Genomic DNA, 23,910 nt, shown 5'->3' with positions numbered 1-23,910 from the left:
TTGCCCACCATGTTTAGACGTACCGCCTTGTCCGCGCTTCTCCTCTCATCCATCGCCGCAGCCGCGCTCAGCGGCCCGGCCATGGCGGAGACGCCGGCTCCCTTCCACTTCAAGTCGGCCGCGCCGGCTGAAGCCACCAGCCTGCCGACGCTCGGCCCCGGCCAGATCCGCCGGATCGCCGCCAGCCGCTACGACATGTTCTTCGGCGGCGAATTCGCCAGCCGGAAGCTCGCCTTCTTCGCCCTGCCGGACGAAGCCTCCAGCAGCACCAAGCTGGTCCTCACCGCGCAGACCGCGATCTCGGCAGCACCCGAGCGTTCGCGGATGATCGTCAAGATCAATGGCACCGAAGTCGGCACCGCAGCCCTTGTGGCGGGCGACCCCCGCCGCATGGAATTCGACGTGCCGGCCGGCGTCGTGCAGCCGGGCTATAATGCCGTCTCGATGGAAGTCGATCATCGTCACCGGGTCGATTGCAGCATCGAAGCCACCTACGAGCTCTGGACGCAGGTCGATCCGGCCCAGAGCGGCTTCATCTTCAACGCCGCGCCGCGCACCGCACTCTCGCTGGTCGATCTGATGCCGGTGTCCGGCACCGCCGATGGCCGCACCAACCTGCGCGTCGTCCTGCCGGCAGGCGCCCAGATGGCCGATTTCGACCGGGCGTTGAAGGCAGTCCAGGCATTGACCATTCTCGGCCATTTCGACCATCCGCAGGTCGAATTCGCTGACAAGGTCGGCACCGGCCCGGGCATCGATCTGGTGATCGGCACAAAGAGCGCGATCGCACCGCTCGTCGGCCCGGCATCGCCGGCGCTCAGCTCCGCCGATCCCGTCACCGTCGAGCCGGGCGCGACGGCCGAGCGCCGACGCCTGGTCCTGACCGGCGCCGATGCCGGCGAGATCAACGCGCGGCTGGCGCAGTTCATCCAGCTGGCCGGAGCCGAGCAGCCTGTGGGCACGCCGGAAGGCCTGGCAGCGCTGGCCAATACCCGCGGCCGGCTGCTGACGCCGGGCGAAAAGGTGACGCTCTCCGAACTCGGCTATTCCACCAAGCGATTCGACGGGCGCTACACCAGCAACCAGGTGAACTTCACCATGCCGTCCGACTTCTATCCGGGCGACTATGCCAGCATGTATTTCCACATGAGCGCGCTCTATGTGGGCGGGCTGGCACCGGATGCGGCACTGACCGTCAAGGCCAATGACAAGGTGGTGGCGACGATCTCGCTCAGCTCGGCGCGCGAAGGCGCGATCCGCGACCAGCGCCTGCCGATCCCCTTCAACGTGCTGCGCCCCGGCCAGAACACGCTGAAGATCGAGGCCCGACTGCCCTCGCGGCTGGATGCGGCCTGCGAAAGCGTCGACAAGGCCTCGCCGACCGTGCGTCTGGCGATCGACGAGAATTCCTATCTCGACATGCAGAACTATGCCCGGATCGGCCGCTATCCCGATATCGGCGTTCTGACCTCGGGCCTGACGCGGATGGCGGAAACCGGCTCGGAGCCGACGACCTATCTTCTGGTTCCAGGCTTCGACCGGCGCGCTATCAACGCGGCTGCGACCTTCACCGCCAAGATGGCCTATGCCTCGAACCAGGTGAAGCCGCTGCAATATACGTCGATCCTGCCGCCACTCGACGCCAGCAACGTCATGGCCTTCGGCGCCTATGACACGCTGCCCTCCGAACTGACCGGCCGCATGAATCTCGACTTCGTCAACATGCGCACCACGTCGAACATCAAGGCTTCGCCGCTGGAAGTGGCGGCTTTGCAGACGACGGCCATCCGCTCGGACGCCACCGACAGCCTGATGGCAAGCTCGCTTCAGCAGGTCGATAGTCTAGGCGGCATGTTCAGCGGCCCGGTGGCCACGGCCACGCGCATCGCCGGTCAGTTGCGCTCCAAGATCCACGACGCCGCCGACAAGCTCGACGTCAGCCGTCTGCGCGTCATGGTCGGCGCCGATACCGGCGAGCAGCGCTTCTCGCCGGCTACCAATGCCGCCGTCGTCGTGGCGCAGGATGTCGGTCGCCAGGGCGGCCTGTGGACGGTGGTCGCCGCCCGCAATATGGACAGCCTTGCCGCCCGCACCGACACGCTGACGGATGCCAATCTCTGGAACAAGCTCGGCGGCGCCGTGCAGTCCTTCTCCGAAACCGGGGAAATGCTGCAGCAGCATATCAGCCCGCGCGAGCAGCTGTTCCAGACGCAGCCGCTGACGCTCTCCAATGCCCGGCTGGTCGCCGCCAGCTGGCTCGCCAACAACGCGGCCCTCTATATTGCCGCGCTGTTGATCTCGGCGATCCTCCTGGGCATCGGCACCTATATGGTGCTCGTCTCCGGGCGGCGGCCGCATGCCTAAGAGGCTGACGCGGATGATCGCCACCCTCTCCCTCGTGATCGCCTCCGGGCTGCCGCTGGCAGTCCGGGCGGCACCCGAGACCTTCCTGCCGCAGGATTATCTGCGGGGCGCCTGGTGGCTCTACAAGTCGGTCTTCGTCGAGGAAGGCCGGGTGGTCGATCCCAGCAACGGTTCGGTCTCCCACAGCGAAGGCCAAGGCTACGGCATGCTGATCGCAGTCGCGGCCGATGACAGAGCGGGTTTCGACGCGCTCTGGAGCTGGACCAAAAAGACGCTCTATGTGCGCGGCGATGCGCTGGCAGCCTGGAAATGGGATCCGAATGCCGCCGGCCACGTCACCGACCCGAACAACGCCTCCGATGGGGATCTCCTGATCGCCTGGGCGCTCTTTCGGGCAGCGGCGACGTGGAACGCACCGGAGCTTAAGGCCGAGGCCCGCGCCATCCTGCGGGATCTCGCGGCCAAGGCGGTCATCGAGGTGAAGGGCTATGGGCCAGTGCTTCTGCCTGCGGCCCATGGTTTCTCCGCCGGCGAACAGGCCGGGGCACCGGTGGTCAACCTGTCCTACTGGGTGTTTCCGGCGCTCAAGGATTTGGCCGGCTTCGACGACACCTTTCCCGCCGAGGCACTGTTTGCTTCCGGTCAGGCGCTTTTGTCGAAGGGACGCTTCGGCTCCAGCGACCTGCCGGCGGACTGGATGTCTCTGGAGGGCGACGTGCCTCGGCCGGCCCCGACCTATGCGCCCGTCTTCGGCTATGAGGCCATCCGCATTCCGCTTTACGCAGCCTGGGCACTTGCCGAGCCACCCCGCCTTCTGGACGGCCTCGACAAGCGCTGGCGCCAGCACGGCGCCCCGGCTCTGACCGTCATGGACCTCGCCACGGCCGCACCGCTGACGGCGATGTCCGATCCCGGCTACCGCGCCGTCAGCACGCTTTTGTCATGCAGTCTGTCGTCAGGGGGCACCGGCGACGAGATCGCGCCTTTCGCCCCCACCGAATACTATCCCTCGACCCTTCACCTTCTGAGCCTTCTGGCCATCTCCGAGAGGTATGCCTCATGTCTGCCAAGTCTAAACTGAAGTTCTCGCTTCTCGCAGCCACGGCCGTTTTCCTGTTCAATCCCGGCCTGATGCCCAAGGCGCTGCAGAGCGATACGGCCTTGCGCGCCCAGGAAATCCAGGCGCCTGGCCTGGGTGAACTCCTGGACAGCCCCGCCAATGCAGGCGGCAAGGCCGGCAGCGTCAACGCCGCGCTCGCTCTGCCCGCTTCGTCGGCGGACAAGGCGGCCGCGTCCGCCGATACCGCCGTCGCGATCAACCCGCACAGCAAGCCCGGGGAAAACCCGTTCCAATCCTCCGGCAGTGCTTTAGCGCCGAAGATGGCGGCGCAGGCACCGGCCGTGGTCGCGGTCACGCCAGCCGTCCTCGTCGGCCCGGCCGCCGTGTCGCATGGCCCTGCAGACGTCGCGGCTATCGCCACCCCGGTCTCGCTCAACCCCTTCGAAAGCCAGATGTCGCATGACGACACCCAAAGCGCCGACAGCGTGTCCGTTGCGCCGCTCAAGGTCGATATCTCGGCTCTGCGCTATTACGCCGCCTCCAAGGACCTGAAGCGTCTCGGCGCAGAAATGCGTCGCCTGAAGGATCTCTATCCCGACTGGCAGCCGCCGAAGGATCTGTTCTCACAGAGCGTCGCCATCGACGAGCAGCCGCTCTGGACCATCTATGCCAGGGGTGATTTTGCCAGCGTACGGGCCGAAATCGCCCGCATCCAGAGCGCCAATCCGAAATGGCAGCCGTCGGAAGACCTGATCCAGAAACTCAAGGTCGGCGAAACCCGCGCCCTGATCCTCAGCGCCACCGCACAAGGCCGCTGGCGCGATGTTCTGTCGACAGCGCAGGCCGTGCCGCAGATCATGGTCTGCCAGGAGATGCAGGTGCAGTGGAACGTCGCGGAAGCCTTTGCGCGGCTGAAGAACTATGCCGAGGCCTTCGACGTCTATCACTATATTCTCTCGACCTGCGACGATCCGGCCATGCGGCTGGCCACCGTCCAGAAGGCCGGTCTGCTGCTGCCGTCCGCCGGCACGACCTCGCTGATCGCGCTCGGCCGCCCCCTGCCCGATGGCGGCACCGAGTTCGAGGAGATTGGCTTTGACGGCCTGCGTCACGATATCGGCGCCTTCATCGAAAAGGGCGATTTCGCCACCATGCCGCAAGGCGAAGACCTCACCCGCTTCGTCGAGTTCGTCCAGCGCACCAGTTCCGCCAAGGATGCGACCCTGATCGGCTGGTACTTCTATTCACAGAAGGACTGGACCTCGGCCAATGCCTGGTTCATCCAGGCCGCGAAATATCAGCGCGACCCCAAGAGCATCGAAGGCGTCATCCTGACGCTGCGCAATATGGACCGTCATGCCGACGCGCTGCAGATGGCACGCCGCTACATGACGGCCTCTCCCGATATCGCGAAGCAGTATATCGAGATCGTCTCCGGTGCGCTGACGCAGGACAAGGCCTCGCTGAAACTGGAAAAGGACGATGCCGACACCTTCGAAAAGGTGGTCGCCGAACAGAAGTCCGCGCTCGGCGGCCAGGCGCTCGGCTGGAAATATCTGGCGAGCGGCGACAAGGCGATTGCGCAGAAGTGGTTCAGCGACTCCGTCTCCTGGGAGCCGACCGAAGGCGGCGTCATCGGCCTTGCCGTTCTGGCGTCACGCGCCAAGAACTATGCGACGCTGACCGCTCTGAAGATCAAATATGCCAGCGAGTTCGAAGGCCTGAGAGACTTCCGAGTCTACAAGCCCCGCCCGGCCCGCGTCGCCAGCACCCGGCCGGTCAAGGTGAAGAAAGTCGAGGAGAAGAAGGGCTTCTTCTGGTTCTCCAAGACCAACGGCTGAGCCTCTAAAGAGATCGCTTGCGACAGCAAACGGGATGGCGGAGCCAAGGCCGCCATCCCGTTTCGCTTTGGCGAATTGCCACAGTGGTAAGCAGCCAGACTCCAAAAACGGGGCCGTATTGACCGCCTTGGCATCCAACTGGTTCACACCTAAAAAGAGTGTATATAGAAATGAGGTGTTTCTATAGGCTCGGTTATGGCGTCAACGATTTCTGCTAATGTCGACAGCAAAACCGCCACCACGCTGAAGCGGGTGGCCTCCATGGAGAACCGTTCGGTCTCCAACGCCGTTTCCAGTGCGATTACGGTCTTTATCGGCCTGCCAAAGGGCGTGCGCGACTTCCTGTTGGAATTAAATGCCGAGGAAGATCGTGACACGATCGACAGACTGGGGCGCGAAATGATGGCAGTGGCCGCACGGGTTCGCCTGGAGAAGGCCACGGCCAAACTCGCTGCGGAAGGGCACTTCGGTGGCCCAGGTCATGCAGCTGACGAAATCGGCATGCTGGAAGAAGCGACGGCGCTCAGTCGGGCCGCAGCCAAACGGCCTTGAGCCATGGACCGCGCCATCCGCGTGCTTCTCGACATCAACATCTTCGTCGCCGATATCATGGCTCACGACCGTGGGCATCAGGGAACGGCGACGCAAACTCTGATTTCGATGGTCAGCAATCATCAATGGGGCATGACGCACACGGCGCAGCTTGTCATCTCCTTCGAGATGATCGACACGCTCGCACAGGTTCTACGCCGCCAGAATTTTTTCCCCGACCGCGTTCGAGCCTATTGTGATGCCGTGATCGACGTCATGAGATACGGTCCCCTGGCGCTCGATCCTTACTTGATTCTGGGTGGGGCGGAACGTCTCACTCTGGCGGATGGTGAGGATGCTGGCGTTCTTGCGACGGCCCTGGCAGCCAAGGTCGATGTCCTCGTCACGGATAATTTGAAGGATTTTGTCAGCAAGGACGCCGGTCTGATCGAGACGACGCTCATCAGAGCCGGGACAGCTCAGCAGCGACAACTTTATGCGTTGAGATACGAGGTGGGACTGGCGGAGGTGATCATCGCTCATCCGTTCGACGTCATGCAGTGGATGCGGCTAGGCTATGACTTTCGGCCGGATCGTCTTTGGGCCGAAATCGCGCGCGCCGCACCGTCCGGCGCCGACTGACTCAATGGGCCTGAATATCTGCAGCATACGTACCGGGCAATCCATGGCCTGGCGGATAGAGATCCGTTATCCAGCAGGGATTGTGTTCAGCAACAAGACGTTTGATCTGCGGCAGGTGCCGATGTCTCTGCCGGTACGCCACCCGTACCGGGCTTCGGCGACCTGTTGCCCAAAGCGGAGCCGATCATGCCTGTCGGAATCACCATTCTCCTCGCCTTCCAGCTGATCGGGGAGATCATCGCCTATGCGCTTCAGGGCGTCGTGCCCGGTCCGGTGATCGGCATGACGCTGATCTTCCTGACGCTGTCTCTGCTCAAGGGGCGCCTGCCGGGGTTCGAGGCCGCGACGATGACGACGTCTCGCGTACTCCTGGCCAATCTCGGCGTGCTGTTCGTGCCGGCCGGTGTCGGCATCATCCAGCATCTCGATCTTCTGGCACGGCGCGGGCCGGCGCTGCTGGCCGTCATTCTGGTCTCCACGCTGGCGACCCTGATCGTCACGGTCTTCACCTTTCTGGCGACCAAGCGGCTGATGGGGATGCGCGAACATGACTGACACGCTCAGCCGGGGCCTCTGGGTCTATCTCTCCACCTCGCCGCTTCTCTGGCTGGCGGGAACACTGTCGGTCTGGCTCGGCGCGCTCGCACTCGCCCGGCTGCGTCCGCGCAATCCGCTGTTCAATCCGGTTCTGATCTCCGTGGTCGTCATCGCCATGGTGCTGGTGGCCGGCGGCATTCGCTACGAGACCTATTTTTCAGGCGCGCAGTTCATCCACTTCCTCCTCGGCCCCGCCACGGTCGCGCTCGGCGTTCCGCTGTATGAGAAGCTTTCGCTGGTCAAAGCCAATCTGCTCCCCATGCTGGCGGCACTGGCAGCCGGCAGCATCACCGCGATCGGCTCCACGGTGTTACTCTGCCACCTCTTCGGCTTCTCGCCTGTCGTCACCGCCTCGCTTGCGCCGAAATCCACCACGGCTGCGGTGGCCATGGCGATCTCCGAGGGCCTTCACGGCGACGCGGCGCTGACGGCGGCGGTGGTGATCCTGACGGGTATTTGTGGCGCGATCATCGTCACGCCGCTGATGAATAGCCTCGGCATCAGGGATTACAGCGCGCGTGGCTTTGCCGTCGGCCTTGCCTCGCATGGGATCGGCACAGCGCGTGCCTATGCCGTCGATCCCGTGGCGGGCCTGTTCTCAGGCCTTGCCATGGGGCTCAACGCCATTCTGACGGCGTTGATCGTGCACCTGTTCCTGTGACCTCGATCCGTTAGCGAAGGTCGGGCACAAGCAGACACGGGCCAGGCAGGATGACATCTCTGCCGACGCCAACCTGTGCGCTCAACTGGCCTTGCGATAGCCGTCGGCCGCATGGGTGGGCCTGCTGTGTTGGCCTGCCTCGCGAAAGAAACCGATCGCCTCGCGCACGCCTTGCGTTTCCATCATCAAAACTTCGCAGGCGCGGCTGCTGTCGCCGGCCATGATCGCATTCTGCTGTGTCGCCTGGTCGATCGCGTTGACGGCGGTGGAGATTTCACGCAGGCCCGACGCCTGCTCATGCGCGGCGGTGACGATGGCCGAAACATTGACATCGACGGCTGCGACCTGTCCGTCGATTCGCGTCAGCGCCGCGCCTGCCTGATCGACCAGATCGACACCCTGGGTGACCAGCCTCTGCGAACCCGTGATCAGCTGGCGGATGTCGGCTGCCGCCTTGGCGGAGCGCTGCGACAGTTCGCGCACCTCCTGCGCGACCACGGCAAAGCCTTTGCCCGTTTCTCCGGCCCGTGCAGCTTCGACGCCGGCATTGAGCGCGAGAAGATTGGTCTGGAAGGCGATGTTGTCGATCAGCGAGACGATCGTGCCAATGGCATCCGACGAGGCCTTGATCTCGGCCATGGCCTTGTTGGCGCGCGCCACGATCTCGGCCGACCGGCCCGTTTCCTCGCGGGCTTCGGCCACCAGGCTTCCCGCATCGCGCGCGCGCAGCGAACTTTCGCCCAGAAGCGTCGTCATTTCCTCCAACGCCGCGGCCGTTTCCTCCAGCGCACCGGCCTGCTGCTCGGCGCGGCGGGAAAAGGCCTCGGAATTGTTACCAAGTTCGCCGGTGCGCGCGGTCACCGATGCGACGCGGTCACCAATGGCCGAGACGGTGCGCTTCAGCGTGTCGACCGTGCTGTTGAGGCTGGCGCGCAGGCCTTCCATCGATGGAACGAAGCGTCTGCCGGACAGCGCGACCAGTTCACCGCGCGCCAGTGCAGCCAGTGCCTGGTCGATCTCGGCGATCGCGCCCATGCGCTCGGACACATCGGTAGCGAATTTCACCACCTTGCAGACCTGCCCGGTCACATCCAGGATCGGATTATAGGCCGCCTGGATCCAGACCTCACGCCCATCCTTTGCCCGGCGCACGAACTCTCCGGCAACGAATTCGCCGGCGGCGAGCCGCTGCCAGAAGGCCTTGTAAGCCGGATCGGAGACTTCCTCGGGGCGGCAGAACAGGCTGTGATGCTGGCCGACGATCTCTTCCAGACGATAGCCGAGCGCCGCGCAGAAATTCGCATTGGCGGCGAGGATGCGCCCATCAGGCGCAAATTCGATCATCGCCTGCGAGCGGGAGATCGCCACCAGCTTGCCGGCATCGTCCCTGGCGCGCGCCTGGGCCGCCGTCACATCCGTGGCGATCTTGACCACCTTGTAAGGCCGCCCCTTTTTCAAAACCGGATTATAGGCCGCCTGGATCCAGACCTCACGCCCGTCGCGCGCGAACTGGCGATAAATGCCGGCATCGAACCGACCCTCGCGCAGCCCCTGCCAGAACTGGCTATAGGCCGGGGCAGCAACCTCCGCGGGATCGCAGAACATGCCGTGATGCTTCCCCTTGATCTCGGCGAGCGAGTATCCGAGCACCGCGCAGAAGTTCTCGTTTGCATGGAGGATCTTGCCCTCGAGATCGAATTCGATCATGGCCTGCGAGCGACCAATCGCCTCGATCAGATTTTCGGCATCGGCAGCCCGGCTGTTGAAGAATGTCATGCGCCCCATCCCCGTCTTATCGTCAACACCTAAAATAAAACCCCGTTGAAATTTTTAATCTACGCATATGCGAATTAAAGATACTTGGAATTATTTGTCATTTTAATCGATATATTTATAGTCTCAAGTTGTACGATACAACTTAAAGAAGGATGAAGATCACTTGGCAGGTTTACCGATCACCTGCGTGACGGGTAGAGGGCGTGCTACGTGTTTTGCACGTAAGAGGCGGTGTCTCCCTGTCCGACCTGCGCCATGCCGGCCAGCGATGTGAATAACGGGCACGCCGAGGCGCAATGCCTGCTCGGGCAATGGCCAATTGCGCAGGCCGGGCCTATAGATGCGGCATGCGCTTTTCGCCCTCCTTCCTCGAAGACATCAAGGACCGCGTCCCGATCTCGGATGTGATCGGCAAGCGCGTGACCTGGGACAGGCGCAAGACCAATGTCTCGCGTGGGGACTATTGGGCATGCTGCCCCTTCCATGGCGAGAACTCGCCAAGCTTTCACTGTGAGGACCGCAAGGGCCGCTATCATTGTTTCGGCTGCGGCGTCTCGGGCGATCACTTTCGCTTCCTGGTCGAGCTCGATGGCATGCCGTTCATGGAGGCCGTTCGCCAGATCGCCGACATGGCGGGCATGGCCCTCCCCCAGCCCGACCCCGAAAGCGAAAAGCGCGAACGCCAGCGCACCACGCTGGAAGACGTCATGGAGATGGCGGCTTCCTTTTTCGAGCAGCAGCTGCAGGGGGCAAGTGGTGCGCGGGCGCGCGCCTATCTGCGCGAACGCGGGCTGACGGGACGCACCATCGAAACCTTTCGCCTAGGCTATGCGCCCGATAGCCGCAACGCGCTGAAGGAGTATCTCGCGGGGCGCAACGTGCCCAAGGAACAGATCGAGGCCTGCGGCCTCGTCGTTCATGGCGAAGGCATCGCTGTGTCCTATGATCGGTTCCGCGACCGGATCATGTTCCCCATCCTGTCGGCACGCGAGCGGGTGATCGCCTTTGGCGGCCGCGCCATGGCGTCGGATGCCCAGGCCAAATATTTGAATTCCAACGAGACCGAGCTGTTTCACAAGGGGGAGGTTCTGTTCAATTTCGCCCGCGCCCGACGCGCGCTGGGCGGGGCCGACGGCGCGGAGACGGTGATCGCCGTCGAAGGCTATATGGACGTCATCGCGCTTCACCAGGCCGGCGTCGAAAATGCCGTGGCGCCGCTTGGCACGGCCCTGACCGAAAACCAGCTGGACCTGCTCTGGCGCATGACGAGCGAGCCGGTGCTCTGCTTCGACGGCGACGGCGCGGGCCTGCGCGCGGCCAATCGCGCGGTCGATCTCGCCTTGCCACGGCTGAAGCCCGGCCGCTCCCTGCGCTTTGCCTTGATGCCCGATGGCAAGGACCCGGACGATCTCGTCCGCACGGATGGGCGCGCGCCCTTCGACCGTGTCGTCGCCCAGGCGCGCTCGCTGTCCGATATGCTCTGGCTGCGCGAGACGCAGGGCGGCACTTTCGACACGCCGGAAAAGCGGGCCGAGCTGGATGCCAAGCTGAAGCAGGCGGCCAGCGCGATTGCCGATGAAAGCGTGCGCTTTCACTACAATCAGGATATTCGCAACCGCCTTTCCGCCTTCTTCCAGACATCGGGCTACCAGCGGGCCGGCGGCTATCAGAGAAATGGCGGCGGGTCGTTCAATACGCGGGGTTCCGGGCGCGGCAGCCAAGGGCGGCGCGGCGATCCGCGCAACGGTCCAGGCGGCGTGGCCGAAGGGATTTCCGATCGTTTGACGCGCTCGGCCCTGGTCTCGGGCCAAGCCAATCTGCCCTCTTTGCGCGAAAGCGTCCTGGCGCTCACCATCGTCAACCATCCCGAGCTTCTGTTCGAAGAATATGACGACGTCTCCACGATCGATTTCGAAAACCGCGATCTGCAACGTCTGTGGTCACAGCTCCTCAATGTCGCGGCCGCGCGTGGGCCGTCCCTGAATGCAGAGATCCTGGGCGCTGATCTCGTCCGCCTCGGCTTCGACCCGCTGCTGGCAAGCCTCGACCAGCAGATCCGCTTCGCCCGTCTGTGGACGGCCACGCGCGCCGCCGCGCTGGATGATGCGCGCGAGGGCTATGCCCAGGCGCTGGCGTTGCACAAGCGCACCAAGGCGCTGCTCTGGCAGCGACGCGAACTGGAAACCGAACTTGCCCGCGCAACCGAGGACGGAGATGGCGAATCCGTCGGCCACCTGCTGCGCACCCTCCAGGAGGTCCAGTCGGAAGTCACGCGGCTGGAAAACCAAGAGGCCATCATCGACGGCTTCGGGGTGCTGTCGGGCCGGGTGAAGGGGCCCGCGGGCAAATAGGCATGCGGCCTTTAACCCGTCAGCGCCAGCGCCGTGAAGGAGAGAACGGGCGACGTCATTGCGGCTCTGGTGCTGCAGGACGATAAAGGATAGGCGCGCCTGCGGGAATCAGGCAAAATGCGCGCACCATGACTTCATCTCCCATCATGACGATGTTCGACCGCGCGGTCGCCGCCGGGCGCGGCGCGCCGCTCGATGTTTTGAAATCCGTTTACGGCTATTCCGGTTTTCGCGGCCAGCAGGGCGACGTCATCGCCCATGTCACCCAAGGCGGCGATGCCGTCGTGCTGTTCCCCACCGGGGCCGGGAAATCGCTCTGCTTCCAAATTCCGGCGCTCTGCCGGCGTGGTGTAGGTATCGTCGTATCGCCGCTGATCGCGCTGATGCGCGACCAGGTAGAGGCGCTGAAGCAGGTGGGCGTAAAGGCCGCCGCTCTGAACTCCGCGCTCGCGCGCGAGGAATATATCGAAATCCGCCGGGCAATATCCGATGGCGCGCTGGAGCTTCTCTATGTCACGCCCGAGCGCATCACCACGCCGGGTTTCATGGAGCTGATATCCGGCCTCGACATTGCCCTCTTCGCCATCGACGAGGCCCATTGCGTCTCGCAATGGGGGCATGATTTTCGCCCGGAATATCGCGCGCTCGGCATGCTGCGCGAGGCCTTTCCCGGCGTACCGCGCATCGCGCTGACGGCCACGGCCGATCCGCACACGCGCGAAGACATCATCGAGCGCCTGGGCCTTCAGGGCGCTGCCGTGTTTTCCACGAGCTTCGACCGGCCGAACATCTCCTATGCCATCGCCGAGCGCGAACAGCCGCGCCAGCAGCTTCTGCGCTTCCTCTCCCGCCATGAAGGCGCCAGCGGCATCGTCTACTGCCTGTCGCGCGCGAAGGTGGAAGACACAGCCGAATGGCTGAACACGCAGGGTATCAAGGCCCTGCCCTATCATGCCGGCATGGACCGGGCGCTGCGCGACCAGAACCAGGACGCCTTCCTGAAGGAAGAAGGCCTTTGCCTCGTGGCGACCGTCGCCTTCGGCATGGGCATCGATAAGCCTGATGTGCGCTATGTCGCCCATCTCGATCTGCCGGGCTCGGTCGAGGCCTACTACCAGGAGACGGGACGTGCCGGCCGCGACGGCCTGCCTTCGGAGGCCTGGATGGTCTATGGCATGGCCGATGTGATGCAGCGCCGACGGATGATCGATGAGGGCAATGCCGCTGATGAGATCAAGCGCGTGGAGCGCGGCAAGCTCGATGCCCTGCTCGCCATCTGCGAAACCGCCACCTGCCGCCGCCAGGCGATCCTTGCGCATTTTGGCGAAGCCCATCCCGGCCGATGCGGCAGCTGCGATACCTGCCTCAATCCCGTGGAGACATGGGATGGAACGGAGGCCGCGATCAAGGCGCTGGCCGCCATCTATCGCACCGGAGAGCGCTTCGGCGTCGGGCATTTGATCGATGTGCTGACCGGCGTCGAAAACGAAAAGACCCAGCGATTCGGCCATGTCTCGATGCCGGTTTTCGGCGCGGGCAAGGATCTGGCGCCCAAGCTCTGGCAGTCCGTCTATCGCCAGCTTCTGGCGGCAGGCCTGGTGCGGGTGGACCACACGGCCTATGGCGCGCTGAAGCTGGAGGACGAGGCACGCACCGTCTTCAAACGCGAGCGCACCGTTCTTCTGCGCAAGGACAGGGCGGTGGCCACGGGAAAGCGCGCTGCAAAAAGCGCCAAGGGCGCGGCCAATGCGCGCTCCAACCTCTCGCCGCGCGATCTCGAGCTGTTCGAGGATCTGCGCGGCTTGCGGGCGCGCCTCGCCAAAGAGATGAACGTTCCGCCCTACGTCATCTTCCCGGATACGACGCTGATTGCCCTGGCGGAAACGCGTCCATCCAGCCTGAAGGCGCTGATCGACATTCCCGGTATCGGCGAGTCAAAGCGCACCCGCTTCGGAGAGGCGTTTCTGGAGGCGATTCGCGCAGCCGCCTGATCGGCACGCAGGCTTGCCGTGCATCGATTTCGCTCGGTCATCCACAGGACGAACCGTGTTTTGATCGAACCGGACATTATCTGACGGAAGAAGGTCGCCCTTGTCTTTTTCGCCGCCATTCCTACATCTTGCGTCGGTACGGCGGGCAAAGAGCCAGCCAAGACCCCAACGTTTTTGCAACGAAGCCCGTAATTTTCACCGGAAAAGCTTGACTGTTGGGGAATTTCTGGGAATCACCATTTTTGGACCCAGTGCGAGTTGGATACGGCGGATACGGCCATCATGCAAGTGATGCTGAACACGTGCCGCTGTCGCAGCCTGTCGGCTGGACCACGATGTTGCTCGTGGTTAATCCAGAATTAAAGAGCGACCCTTTACGTCAGGGAAACTGAAGTGCGCGGTGGGACAGGAAGCGTCCCGGGCCTTTGCCAGAAGGCGCACCGCCGAATGCGTTAAAGGCCTGTCCAAGGAAAGCGACAAAGAATGGCAACCAAGGTCAAAGAGAACGAAGAAGCTGAATCTGAACGCGATGGCGCTCCGGATGGTCCACTTCTCGATCTCTCCGATGACGCGGTCAAGAAGATGATCAAGGCCGCGAAAAAACGCGGCTATGTCACCATGGACGAGCTCAATTCCGTTCTGCCCTCGGAGGAAGTGACCTCCGAGCAGATCGAAGACACGATGGCCATGTTGTCGGACATGGGCATCAACGTCGTCGAGGATGACGAGGTCGACGAGAACGCGGCAAGCGAAGAAGAAGAACCCGCCGAAGAGGGCGAGAGCGAAGGTGGCGAGCTGGCGACGACCGGCAACACCGCGCTCGCCACGACGAAGCGCAAGGAGCCGACGGATCGCACCGACGATCCCGTGCGGATGTATCTGCGCGAGATGGGCTCGGTCGAACTGCTGTCGCGCGAAGGCGAAATCGCCATCGCCAAGCGCATCGAGGCCGGCCGCGAAACGATGATCGCCGGGCTTTGCGAAAGCCCGCTGACCTTCCAGGCCATCATCATCTGGCGCGACGAGCTGAATGAAGGCCAGACGCTGCTGCGCGAGATCATCGATCTCGAAACCACTTATTCCGGCCCCGAGGCCAAGGCGGCGCCGCAGTTCCAGAGCCCGGAAAAGATCGAAGCCGACCGCAAGGCCGCCGAAGAGAAGGAACGGACCCGCAAGGTCCGCACCGTCTCCGAGGACGATATCACCGATATCGGTGGCGACATGCCGCCGCCGGAAGAAGAGGAAGAGGACGACGACGAGTCCAACCTCTCGCTGGCGGCCATGGAAGCCGAGCTGCGCCCGCAGGTCATGGAGACGCTCGACCGCATCGCCGAGACCTACAAGAAGCTGCGCAAGCTGCAGGACCAGCAGGTCGAAGCGCGTCTGTCTGATTCCGACACGCTCTCTCCCGCCCAGGAGAAGAAGTACAAGGAACTGAAGGACGAGCTGATTACGGCGGTTAAGTCGCTGTCGCTCAACCAGAACCGCGTCGACAACCTCGTCGAGCAGCTCTACGACATCAACAAGCGCCTGGTGCAGAACGAAGGCCGGCTGCTGCGGCTGGCCGAGTCCTACGGCGTCAAGCGTGATTCCTTCTTGGAAAACTACACCGGTTCGGAGCTTGACCTGAACTGGGTGCGCGGCATTGCCAACCTGACCCAGCGCGGCTGGAAGGACTTTGCCACCAAGGAAGAGAAGAACATCCGCACGATCCGTTCCGAGATCCATAATCTCGCCACGGAAACCGGCATTTCGATCTCGGAATTCCGCCGCATCGTCCATATGGTGCAGAAGGGCGAGCGGGAGGCCCGTATCGCCAAGAAGGAAATGGTGGAGGCCAATCTGCGCCTCGTCATTTCCATCGCCAAGAAATACACCAATCGCGGCCTGCAGTTCCTGGATCTGATCCAAGAAGGCAATATCGGCCTGATGAAGGCGGTGGACAAGTTCGAGTACCGGCGCGGCTACAAGTTCTCGACCTATGCCACCTGGTGGATCCGGCAGGCGATCACCCGTTCGATCGCCGACCAGGCCCGCACGATCCGCATTCCCGTGCATATGATCGAGACGATCAACAAGATCGTGCGCACCTCGCGCCAGATGCTGCACGAGATCGGTCGCGAGCCGACCCCGGAAGAGTTGGCCGAAAAGCTGGCCATGCCGCTGGAAAAGGTGCGCAAGGTTCTGAAGATCGCCAAGGAGCCGATCTCGCTCGAAACCCCTGTGGGTGACGAGGAAGACAGCCATCTGGGCGATTTCATCGAGGACAAGAACGCGCTTCTGCCCATTGATGCCGCGATCCAGGCCAATCTGCGCGAAACCACGACGCGTGTACTGGCCTCGCTTACTCCGCGTGAGGAACGCGTTCTGCGCATGCGCTTCGGCATCGGCATGAACACGGACCATACGCTGGAAGAGGTCGGCCAGCAGTTCTCGGTCACCCGCGAACGTATTCGCCAGATCGAGGCCAAGGCTCTGCGCAAGCTGAAGCATCCGAGCCGCTCCAGGAAGCTGCGGAGCTTCCTGGACAGCTGAGACACGCGCACGCCGCGCGTAATAGAACCCTACAAAAAACCCGGCCGAGACAATGGCCGGGTTTTTTCATGGTGCCTTTCCAGTCTTTGAGCCCGCGCAGCCCTCGCCGCCTTGCAGCTTAGCCCTTAGATGTGGAAGCGACATGCAGGACATTTCCGACATAGGGCAGCCGATGGCGCTGCCATCCGCTCGATCGCCCAGACGATGGGGCTGGGGGCTTGGCGCCTCGGTGCTTGCGCATCTTCTTCTGGTCGCGGCATTTCTCGCAAGCCCTGCCCTGCCGGACCTAAATCCGCCTGACGAGGAGACGGTATCCGTGGAGATGGTGCCGCCCCCACCCGAACCGGAGAAGGCCGAACCGGAGAAGCCAGAACCGGAAAAGAAGGAGCCCGAAAAGAAGGAGCCTGAGAAGGCGGAGGAGAAGAAGCCGGAGCCGCCCCAGCCCCCATCCACCTCGGCGCGACATGTCGCGATTCGCCCGACGCTGAGCGAGGCGCCGGAACGCGAAGACCAGGTCGGACAGACGGAGGATCGCGGCGCGCCGGTGGAAACGCGCCCGGACGCGCCGCCGGAGCCGGAGCCGCCGCAGGCGCCCCAGAAGGCCGACCAACCGGGCGCACCCGATCGCCCGCCGGGCGCAGGTGGCGACACGCAAGGCGCGACGACCCCCGAAGCGCCGGCCGAACCGCAGGCTTCGCCACCCGCGATATCAAAGCCAGCGGCAGAGGAAAAACCGTCGACCCCGCCACCGGCCGGAACGCCAACGCCCGCAACGGAGCCGACGCAACAGGCCGCGCTGCCGCAGATGCCGTCGAGCGAGACGGGCGAGGCCATGGCAGCCTTGCCGCCCGCCGAAGATGGCTTTGCGCCGGCCTTGCCCCGCGAGGATGCGCCCATGCCCAGCCCGCGCCCGGCGTCGGGCCAGGCGGCACGGCCCAGCACCGGCGCAGCGGGCGGCGGCGCCCTGAAGGTCGCCAAGCCGCTCAACGCCGCTCCGATCTTCCGAGATCCGCTTGCGCGCTTCGCTCTCGGCCAGATGCCGCGCAAGCAGCAGGTCCAAAATCTCTGTGTGTACGAGGCGACGGATCAGATCCGCCGGTCAAGGCCCGGCTCGGAGCCGGAAGGCGTTTTCATCAATGGCAATGTGACCGGAACTACGGTGAATGCCGCGAACAGCTTCTATCGAAGCCAAGGCAAGTGGTATCGCATCGACCTCGCCTGCACGGCCGATCTCAAGCACCTGAAGATCGAGGACTTTCGCTTTCAGCTGGGCGGCGAAGTGACCGGCGCGCTTGCGGAGCAGCTCGATCGTCGAGCCCGTTAAAAAGACGCTGTCAGATTTCTCGTCGGGCGCCGCACCCGATCCGGGATTGCGAAAGAACGCAGCAGCATTGTCCATCAGCATTGCCTTGACAAAGACGCGCCGGCCTTGCACCCTCCTCCCATGATCAATCGCTGCACCATGTCCGTGACCATGCTTGGCACGTCCCTCGCCGGACGTAGGCGGTCACTCGTGCGCAACGGATGATCTTTTCGCCCGCAACCGGCCTTATGGACCCGGTTGCGCGACATGAGGATGCGACCGATCCGGGCCACTTTTCAGAAGGAGCCTGAGATGACCGCGACTGACCGCTTCGATATTCCTCCTCCATCCGGCATTCATCTGCGCGCCACCGAGCCCCGCGATGCCGCTGGACTGACGCTTCTGTCCAACCAGGCCAGTTTTCGCTGGGGCACGCTGCGAAAACCGTTTCAAAGCGAGGAGGCCACGCGGCAGTGGCTCACCTCCGGCGGCGAAAATCGCTTGTTGCTGCTGGCTCTGGAGGGTGAGACGGTGGTGGCCTCTGGCGGACTGCACCGCTTCGAAGGACGCCGCCAGCACGCAGCCGAACTGGGCATGGGCGTCGCCTCGGCCTGGCAGCGTCGTGGTATCGGCCGCGCGCTGCTGGCCGCCCTGCTCGACAGCGCCTTCAACTGGCTGCAGATCCGCCGAGTCGAACTTCATGTCTATATCGACAACCACAGCGCGATCGCGCTTTATGAGCGCTTCGGCTTCGAAAGGGAGGGGCACCTGCTCGGCGATGGCTTCCGCGACGGCGCCTATGTCGACGTCTTCGCCATGGCAAAGCACATCGATCCATCGGTGGGGTCACGTCCCGCTTAGGGCATGGATCGAGTGGACGGACGGCCGCCTGCGCAGGCGCTTCGGCTCCCCAACGCAGAAAGCTAGGGGCGGTTGAAAGCAGCCGATGCTGCGGCATCTCTTCTGCATCATCCCGCGCGGGCCAGGACATGGCCCGCGCCGCCTCATCCGTCACCATCAGGAGCCCCATGCCGCAAACTCTCCTTAGTCTGCAGACCCGCGGCGCCGGGCTCTATGAATTTACCCGTCAGGCAGACGACTTCGTGCGCCAGAGCGGCGCGGTGGAGGGGCTGCTCACCGTCTTCGTGCGCCACACCTCCTGCTCGCTCCTGATCCAGGAGAATGCCGATCCGGATGTGCGCCGCGATCTCGATGCCTTTTTTGCCCGGCTCGTTCCACCGGCCGACGATGCCACGATGGATTGGATCGTCCACCGCGATGAAGGCCCGGACGATATGCCGGCTCATATCAAGGCGGCGCTGACGGCCGTGACACTCGGCATTCCCATTGCCCACGGCCGGCTGATGCTCGGCACCTGGCAGGGCATCTATCTCTTCGAGCATCGCAGCCGACCGCACCGACGCGAAATCGTTCTGCACCTGAGCGCCTGAGAGGGTCTCGGGTGCGGCGCCATTGCACGGCAAAGCCTGCCGGCGCGAATATGATCGACATCAGAGCGGGAGTGGCGAAAACGGCCGACACTTGTCGCCGTCCCGCTCTCCTGCGATCCTGTGCGAAAAACAAAATCCCGGGGAGGACACCATGACCGAAGCTCAGACCATCGCCGCGCGGGTGATGGAGGCGCTGAACCAGCGCGACTTTGCAACGCTTGCCGCCTATCTGGACGAGGATGTGGCGCTCGATTCGCTCACAGGCCTGCGCACCATCGGCGCCGAGCCGCTACGCCTGGCCGTGATCCAATATCTGCGCCATTTCGATGAGGTCTTCGACGATCTCGTGGTGATGCACGATGCCTATGGCCAGCACGTTGCGGTGGACGCAACCGCACGCGGCCATTACAGGGAAAGCATGGAAGGCTTCCCGCCCGCCAGCGGCCAGGCCTATTCGATCCCTGCGGTCTTCGTTCTGGAGATCGAGGAGGGCCTCGTCACCCGTCTCTCGCATTATCGCAATCTGCGCCTTTTCGAAGCGGCCCTGACGCGCTGAGCCCTCGAAACCATCCAAATCTAGGACCGTCGTCGTCGCGCCCTGAAACGCAAGATGCGGCAAGGCCTGTAGGGCCTTTACACGTCCGCCTGAAATCCGTCTGAGGCCGTGGCATTCCGAGGCGCGATATGACGATGGCGGCTGAATGCAGGCTGAACAGCAAATTCCATTTCCGTTCAGTTTCGCTGACCTAGATTGCCACCATGTCGCTGATGCGAGCGCAAGCCGAGATGGCTCGGCAAGCCCCGCTGACAGCGACACGGCACAGACAGGCGAAGCCTCGGCAAAAGCCAGCGCATGGCGCGCCGAAGACTTCGCGGGTTTCATCAAGATCCGGCAGCGGACCTGCCGCAGAACCGGATCGGTTAAGGGAGATCGACATCATGACATCCAAGCTTGCGACCCTGGCTCTTGCCGGCCTTGTTGCGCTCTCTGGCCTCGCGGCCGGCCAGGCTTCGGCCGGCAATCTGAGTGTTGGCATCTATGCCGGCGATATCACGCCGGTGCAGTATCGCGACGAGCGCGACTGGCGCCCCGGCCCGCCTCCCGGCTGGCGTCATGACCGCGGCCCGGATCGCGGCCCCAATCCAGGCTGGCGCGCCGAGCGCGGTGGCCGCTGCGCGCCCTGGATGGCAGAGGAAAAGGCCCGCGCCTATGGCCTGCGCCGCGCCCGCGTCGTGGCCGTCACGCCGCGCAGGGTGATCGTGGAAGGTCGCCGCTTCGGCGAATTCCGCCGCATCAGCTTTGCCAATGTTCGTGGCTGTCCGTCGCTGCGCTAAGCAGAATCCGCCGGAATGAAACGAGAATCGGTAAGATATGCTTCAAATAAGGGAGCTAAGAGCGCCGATCTGCTTCATTGAGATGGAAGAGCGCTTTAAAGCGGCATAATCGACCTGACGTGAAAGAGGCCCGCGACATCCCCTGTCGCGGGCCTCTTTTCATCGATTTGCCCTTACCTTCCCCATCCCGCTCGAAGCCTCACGGCGCGATATCGAAACTCATTTCCACATCGACGGTAACGGCGCTTTCTCCGGCGGCAACGGGCACGGATTCGGCGGCCATATCCTTGGCCATGGTGCGCATCATCGGCATGGGCTCCGGACGGCCGGAGTTTTCGCGCATCTCGACCACGCGGCCGAGCGTCACGCCCGCCGCGGCGGCCAGCGTGCGGGCCTTCGCCATGGCGTTGGCCACGGCGGCCTTGCGGGCGTCTTCCGCCAGTTGCTCCGGCTTGTCGATCGAAAACTGGATGCCGCCGCCCTGGTTGACCCCGAGTGTGACGGCCTGATCGAGAATCTCGCCGAGCTTGTCGATCTGGCGGATGCGCACCGTCAGCGTGTTGGCAACCTGATAGCCGGTCAGCTGGGGCGGATTGGTTTCGCCCTCCTTGTTCTGCGGATAGACATATTGCGGGTTGATGGCGAAGCCGGAAGTCTGCAGGTCACGCTCGGCAATGCCCCGCGCCTTCATCGCCTCAAGAACCTTGGCCATGGCCGCATTATTGGCCGTCAAGGCCGCACGGGCCTCCTTCTCCTGCGTGACGACGCTGAAGCTGACCACCGCCAGATCCGGCACGGCGCTCGCCTGCCCCGTGCCCGTGACCGAAATCACCGGGCGCGGCGGCGGCTCGGCATGGCCGGCGGACGCAAAGGCCAGGAGGCCTGCGGCCAGAAGCGCGGCGCGCGGCAGCGGGCGAAAGAGGGGAGCAAGGGTCATCAGGCGCATCTCCAAGAATAGTCCTCCACTGGCCGGCGATCGACGCAACGCCGCAGGCCGAAATATGTTGGCCGAGAATGACAAAGCCTAGGGGTCTTGACCACCCGCCGGCCGCATCCTCCGCTGCAGAGCCGATTACAGCGTCGCCAGAGCGAACCACGGCCACTCTAAGACATAGAGCAAACCCGCATCCTTCAAGCGTGAACGCGCGCACGACACGTCATCCGGCGTTCCAGCTGCGCGGCGATCGATGAAACCGGCCATTCGCTGTTAAAGCAGGATTGTGCGGCCAATGCGGCACGTCTTGCCGCAGGATGCGATTTCGTCTAGAGCGAGCAGACGGCCGGCGCCCATTGACGCCGCCACCGCCACGCCCTCCCTCGCGAAGGCTCTGGCCGGGCCTGTAGCTCAATGGTTAGAGCCGGCGGCTCATAACCGCTTGGTTGGGGGTTCGAGTCCCTCCGGGCCCACCAACGCCGATTTTCGGCGAAAAAACTCAGTGAAATCAGTAACTTATTTTTCTACCAAGACCGATTGAACGGTATCGGGAACGGTATTTCTGACGGTATCCTAAGCAACGCGAACGGTATCGCGGTATCCGTTGCAGGTTCGAGTCCTTCATTATTTGCATTCAACAATATGTTGAGTTGCAAATACTCATTCAAAATTGTCTACTCTATGGAAATCCCTGTCCTTGAGAGAATCATGTTTGCGTATGAACCCCAGTTGCTGCTTGGAGATTGCTTAGACCGGATGAGAGAGATCCCTGACGGATCTGTTGAACTGGTGCTCACTGACCCGCCTTATGGCACCACCGCCTGCAAGTGGGATGCTGTTATTCGGTTCGACGAGATGTGGAGGCAGGTGAAGCGAGTGCTGAAAAAGAACGGAGCGGCGGTATTCACCGCATCTCAGCCGTTCACGAGTGCGCTGGTCATGAGTAATCCACGCGAGTTTCGGCACGAATGGATATGGATCAAGAACCGGGGCTCTAATTTTGCCAACACCGTTCGCGAGCCGATGAAGGAGCACGAAAGCGTTGTCGTGTTCTCTGAGGGGAGATGGACTTACAATAAACAAATGCAGGTGCGCGAAGGGTCGGGTGCAGATCGCGCGAAGTATGCCTGCACGTTCAAGACTACATCAGACAATTACCGGGCGTTCGATACACGGGAAAATAATACCTTGGGGGAACTCCGCGTCCCTTCCTCGTGGCAAAAGTTTAACACCGCAACGGGCGCGGAGAAAACTAAGCACCCCACGCAGAAGCCAGTCGCACTCATGGAGTATCTGATCCGCACCTACACCAACGAGGGCGAGACAGTTCTAGACTTTATGATGGGCTCAGGCACCACAGGAGTAGCTTGCGCCAATACAGGTCGTATGTTTATCGGCATCGAGCGCGACGAGACATACTTCCAGATCGCGAAGGATCGGATCGCTGCGGCGCAGCCTGCTACCGCCATACCAACACCGGACAACGATAACGAGTTCGGCGCGTTGAGCCCGTTCGAGAGACTGATAAGGAGTGTCGTCTGTAGATGATCGCCGAAAGCGCGCCTTGGAAGGACCATCTGCTGAAGGACGCCGATCTTATCGAACGATGGGCCGAGAAGGCGCATCCAAGTGAACGCGGGTCCATCCTTCTCGAGAGAAAGGTGTTCGTCTCGGCCTTCGCGATGCGAAAACTCATAGAGTGCGAGAAGGTCTCAAGCGACATTGCGGGTCGCAGTGTGCGAGCCGAGAAGTTCGATCTACTCCCCGGTCGGACACTAACATGGTGGAAGCGTCACTCATTCTGGGACGCGTTCGACATGAACGCTCCCACGACGTGCTCGCTAGGCGTAGGAGACCTGCTCGACATCATCGTCCACAGCAAGGTCTTTTCGGAATGCGTCTACGGCGAGCATGATCTTCGCGTAAGTGGCTTCTTCGTCACGTCCGATCGCAAGGACAGCCACTTATGGCTTGTTCCGCTCAAGGCGTTCACAGGTCTGATGCGACTGATTGGCAACGACTACCCTAGCGTCGGCAGGATCGTGTTCGACAGTGAAGGCAAGCACTATTCTTGGCAGGGTCACGGAGAACCGCCTGCCCAGATCGCTGAGAAGATGGCTAATATTGTATCGAACAGAATCAAATCTGACCGCTAAAGAGGCGCGGAAATTAACCCACATCAGGTTCACAAGGTCCTGTTGACAAAGTATGGCAGCCATATCTTAGCGGCAGCCAGGGCGAGAAATGCTGAGAAGGATTTTCGGGTCTTGTCGTATCGGGTCGCAACGCGACGGAACTGCTTGAGGCGGTTGAACATCCGCTCAATGCGGTTTCGATCCTTGTATGCCCGGAAGTCACAGGCAGGCGGGTTCTTCCGGTTGGCCTTCGGCGGAATGACTGGCCTGATCCCATGGATCAGGAGTTCCTCGCGCAGGAAATCACCGTCATATCCTTTGTCGGCGAGGAACAGTCTCGGCTTGCCGACAGGTATCGCCAGCAGGTCCGGAACGGCGTTGTAGTGCGAAGCCTCTCCGCCCG

20 protein-coding genes and 1 tRNA gene are annotated in these 23,910 nt (G+C 62.9%); 18 read left to right on the top strand and 3 right to left on the bottom strand.

The genetic code is table 11. From position 1 onward, the window contains the following. Window positions 1-9 precede the first annotated feature (9 nt). From BMX61_RS12710 to BMX61_RS12680, 7 genes are all read left to right on the top strand, one after another. Window positions 10-2,364, top strand: a complete 2,355-nt coding sequence (locus BMX61_RS12710) for a cellulose biosynthesis cyclic di-GMP-binding regulatory protein BcsB (RefSeq protein ID WP_083639334.1) — start codon at window positions 10-12, stop codon at window positions 2,362-2,364. Continuing rightward, on the top strand, window positions 2,357-3,445 hold the full coding sequence (locus BMX61_RS12705; RefSeq protein WP_083639333.1) for a family 8 glycosyl hydrolase: 1,089 nt from the start codon (window positions 2,357-2,359) through the stop codon (window positions 3,443-3,445). Before BMX61_RS12710 ends, BMX61_RS12705 begins: the two co-directional genes overlap by 8 nt. Continuing rightward, window positions 3,424-5,265 carry a hypothetical protein gene (locus BMX61_RS12700; protein WP_075626604.1) on the top strand — a complete coding sequence of 614 codons (1,842 nt, stop codon included), beginning with the start codon at window positions 3,424-3,426 and terminating at the stop codon, window positions 5,263-5,265. Before BMX61_RS12705 ends, BMX61_RS12700 begins: the two co-directional genes overlap by 22 nt. A gap of 195 nt (window positions 5,266-5,460) precedes the next feature. After that, window positions 5,461-5,817: a hypothetical protein gene (locus BMX61_RS12695; RefSeq protein ID WP_075626603.1), complete on the top strand. Its 357-nt coding sequence runs from the start codon at window positions 5,461-5,463 to the stop codon at window positions 5,815-5,817. 3 nt (window positions 5,818-5,820) lie between these two features. Continuing rightward, a complete protein-coding gene (locus tag BMX61_RS12690) occupies window positions 5,821-6,438 on the top strand; it encodes a PIN domain-containing protein (protein WP_075626602.1) in 618 nt (205 codons plus the stop codon). Between the two features lie 186 nt (window positions 6,439-6,624). After that, window positions 6,625-6,993, top strand: coding sequence for a CidA/LrgA family protein (locus tag BMX61_RS12685; RefSeq protein WP_075626601.1), 369 nt, complete (start codon window positions 6,625-6,627; stop codon window positions 6,991-6,993). Further along, on the top strand, window positions 6,986-7,696 hold the full coding sequence (locus BMX61_RS12680) for an LrgB family protein (protein WP_075626600.1): 711 nt from the start codon (window positions 6,986-6,988) through the stop codon (window positions 7,694-7,696). Before BMX61_RS12685 ends, BMX61_RS12680 begins: the two co-directional genes overlap by 8 nt. A gap of 81 nt (window positions 7,697-7,777) precedes the next feature. Here BMX61_RS12680 and BMX61_RS12675 read toward each other — a convergent pair whose 3' ends face one another. Next, window positions 7,778-9,472 (bottom strand): methyl-accepting chemotaxis protein, encoded by a 1,695-nt coding sequence (locus tag BMX61_RS12675; RefSeq protein WP_075626599.1) that lies wholly within the window; start codon window positions 9,470-9,472, stop codon window positions 7,778-7,780. Between the two features lie 347 nt (window positions 9,473-9,819). Here BMX61_RS12675 and dnaG point away from each other — a divergent pair, with 347 nt between their 5' ends. The 8 genes from dnaG to BMX61_RS12635 all read left to right on the top strand — a co-directional run bounded on the left by dnaG (window position 9,820) and on the right by BMX61_RS12635 (window position 20,438). Then, the gene (gene dnaG / locus BMX61_RS12670; RefSeq protein WP_075626598.1) at window positions 9,820-11,823 is read left to right on the top strand and encodes a DNA primase; all 2,004 of its coding nucleotides are present in this window, start codon (window positions 9,820-9,822) and stop codon (window positions 11,821-11,823) included. Between the two features lie 128 nt (window positions 11,824-11,951). After that, on the top strand, window positions 11,952-13,814 hold the full coding sequence (recQ, locus tag BMX61_RS12665; protein ID WP_075626597.1) for a DNA helicase RecQ: 1,863 nt from the start codon (window positions 11,952-11,954) through the stop codon (window positions 13,812-13,814). Between the two features lie 483 nt (window positions 13,815-14,297). After that, on the top strand, window positions 14,298-16,349 hold the full coding sequence (gene rpoD / locus BMX61_RS12660) for an RNA polymerase sigma factor RpoD (protein ID WP_075626596.1): 2,052 nt from the start codon (window positions 14,298-14,300) through the stop codon (window positions 16,347-16,349). Window positions 16,350-16,491: 142 nt separating this feature from the next. Further along, window positions 16,492-17,673, top strand: a complete 1,182-nt coding sequence (locus BMX61_RS12655; protein WP_139198919.1) for a DUF930 domain-containing protein — start codon at window positions 16,492-16,494, stop codon at window positions 17,671-17,673. 291 nt (window positions 17,674-17,964) lie between these two features. Then, window positions 17,965-18,513 (top strand): GNAT family N-acetyltransferase, encoded by a 549-nt coding sequence (locus tag BMX61_RS12650; protein ID WP_075626594.1) that lies wholly within the window; start codon window positions 17,965-17,967, stop codon window positions 18,511-18,513. Window positions 18,514-18,680: 167 nt separating this feature from the next. Further along, window positions 18,681-19,103, top strand: coding sequence for a secondary thiamine-phosphate synthase enzyme YjbQ (locus BMX61_RS12645; RefSeq protein WP_075626593.1), 423 nt, complete (start codon window positions 18,681-18,683; stop codon window positions 19,101-19,103). A gap of 151 nt (window positions 19,104-19,254) precedes the next feature. Then, window positions 19,255-19,659 (top strand): nuclear transport factor 2 family protein, encoded by a 405-nt coding sequence (locus BMX61_RS12640; protein ID WP_075626592.1) that lies wholly within the window; start codon window positions 19,255-19,257, stop codon window positions 19,657-19,659. 383 nt (window positions 19,660-20,042) lie between these two features. Next, window positions 20,043-20,438: a hypothetical protein gene (locus BMX61_RS12635; protein ID WP_075626591.1), complete on the top strand. Its 396-nt coding sequence runs from the start codon at window positions 20,043-20,045 to the stop codon at window positions 20,436-20,438. 199 nt (window positions 20,439-20,637) lie between these two features. Here the strand turns inward: BMX61_RS12635 and BMX61_RS12630 are convergent, their stop codons facing one another. Continuing rightward, entirely contained in the window at window positions 20,638-21,375 is a 738-nt protein-coding gene (locus tag BMX61_RS12630; RefSeq protein ID WP_075626744.1) for an SIMPL domain-containing protein, read from the bottom strand. A 397-nt stretch (window positions 21,376-21,772) separates the two neighbouring features. Here BMX61_RS12630 and BMX61_RS12625 point away from each other — a divergent pair. The 3 genes from BMX61_RS12625 (at window position 21,773) to BMX61_RS12615 (ending at window position 23,528) form a co-directional block, all read left to right on the top strand. Then, window positions 21,773-21,848: transfer RNA gene (locus BMX61_RS12625), tRNA-Ile, on the top strand. A 61-nt stretch (window positions 21,849-21,909) separates the two neighbouring features. Further along, window positions 21,910-22,920 carry a DNA-methyltransferase gene (locus BMX61_RS12620; protein ID WP_210186285.1) on the top strand — a complete coding sequence of 337 codons (1,011 nt, stop codon included), beginning with the start codon at window positions 21,910-21,912 and terminating at the stop codon, window positions 22,918-22,920. Next, entirely contained in the window at window positions 22,917-23,528 is a 612-nt protein-coding gene (locus BMX61_RS12615; protein WP_075626589.1) for a hypothetical protein, read from the top strand. The genes BMX61_RS12620 and BMX61_RS12615 overlap by 4 nt, the downstream gene beginning before the upstream one ends. 29 nt (window positions 23,529-23,557) lie before the next feature. On the opposite strand, the gene BMX61_RS12610 is transcribed toward BMX61_RS12615, so the two are convergent. Beyond that, on the bottom strand, window positions 23,558-23,910 hold a 353-nt coding region (locus tag BMX61_RS12610; protein ID WP_139198918.1), incomplete at its 5' end, for a transposase.

Origin of the sequence: Xaviernesmea oryzae, from assembly GCF_900109605.1 — a bacterium.
Lineage (GTDB): Bacteria > Pseudomonadota > Alphaproteobacteria > Rhizobiales > Rhizobiaceae > Xaviernesmea > Xaviernesmea oryzae.
This window is presented reverse-complemented; position numbering and strand designations above follow the sequence as displayed.

Bases quoted from the DNA above. Each gene is read 5' to 3' on its own strand.
- BMX61_RS12710 (WP_083639334.1), top strand. From the start codon at position 10: ATGTTTAGACGTACCGCCTTGTCCGCGCTTCTCCTCTCATCCATCGCC.
- BMX61_RS12705 (WP_083639333.1), top strand. From the start codon at position 2,357: ATGCCTAAGAGGCTGACGCGGATGATCGCCACCCTCTCCCTCGTGATC.
- BMX61_RS12700 (WP_075626604.1), top strand. From the start codon at position 3,424: ATGTCTGCCAAGTCTAAACTGAAGTTCTCGCTTCTCGCAGCCACGGCC.
- BMX61_RS12695 (WP_075626603.1), top strand. From the start codon at position 5,461: ATGGCGTCAACGATTTCTGCTAATGTCGACAGCAAAACCGCCACCACG.
- BMX61_RS12690 (WP_075626602.1), top strand. From the start codon at position 5,821: ATGGACCGCGCCATCCGCGTGCTTCTCGACATCAACATCTTCGTCGCC.
- BMX61_RS12685 (WP_075626601.1), top strand. From the start codon at position 6,625: ATGCCTGTCGGAATCACCATTCTCCTCGCCTTCCAGCTGATCGGGGAG.
- BMX61_RS12680 (WP_075626600.1), top strand. From the start codon at position 6,986: ATGACTGACACGCTCAGCCGGGGCCTCTGGGTCTATCTCTCCACCTCG.
- BMX61_RS12675 (WP_075626599.1), bottom strand. From the start codon at position 9,472: ATGACATTCTTCAACAGCCGGGCTGCCGATGCCGAAAATCTGATCGAG.
- dnaG (WP_075626598.1), top strand. From the start codon at position 9,820: ATGCGCTTTTCGCCCTCCTTCCTCGAAGACATCAAGGACCGCGTCCCG.
- recQ (WP_075626597.1), top strand. From the start codon at position 11,952: ATGACTTCATCTCCCATCATGACGATGTTCGACCGCGCGGTCGCCGCC.
- rpoD (WP_075626596.1), top strand. From the start codon at position 14,298: ATGGCAACCAAGGTCAAAGAGAACGAAGAAGCTGAATCTGAACGCGAT.
- BMX61_RS12655 (WP_139198919.1), top strand. From the start codon at position 16,492: ATGCAGGACATTTCCGACATAGGGCAGCCGATGGCGCTGCCATCCGCT.
- BMX61_RS12650 (WP_075626594.1), top strand. From the start codon at position 17,965: ATGACCGCGACTGACCGCTTCGATATTCCTCCTCCATCCGGCATTCAT.
- BMX61_RS12645 (WP_075626593.1), top strand. From the start codon at position 18,681: ATGCCGCAAACTCTCCTTAGTCTGCAGACCCGCGGCGCCGGGCTCTAT.
- BMX61_RS12640 (WP_075626592.1), top strand. From the start codon at position 19,255: ATGACCGAAGCTCAGACCATCGCCGCGCGGGTGATGGAGGCGCTGAAC.
- BMX61_RS12635 (WP_075626591.1), top strand. From the start codon at position 20,043: ATGACATCCAAGCTTGCGACCCTGGCTCTTGCCGGCCTTGTTGCGCTC.
- BMX61_RS12630 (WP_075626744.1), bottom strand. From the start codon at position 21,375: ATGACCCTTGCTCCCCTCTTTCGCCCGCTGCCGCGCGCCGCGCTTCTG.
- BMX61_RS12615 (WP_075626589.1), top strand. From the start codon at position 22,917: ATGATCGCCGAAAGCGCGCCTTGGAAGGACCATCTGCTGAAGGACGCC.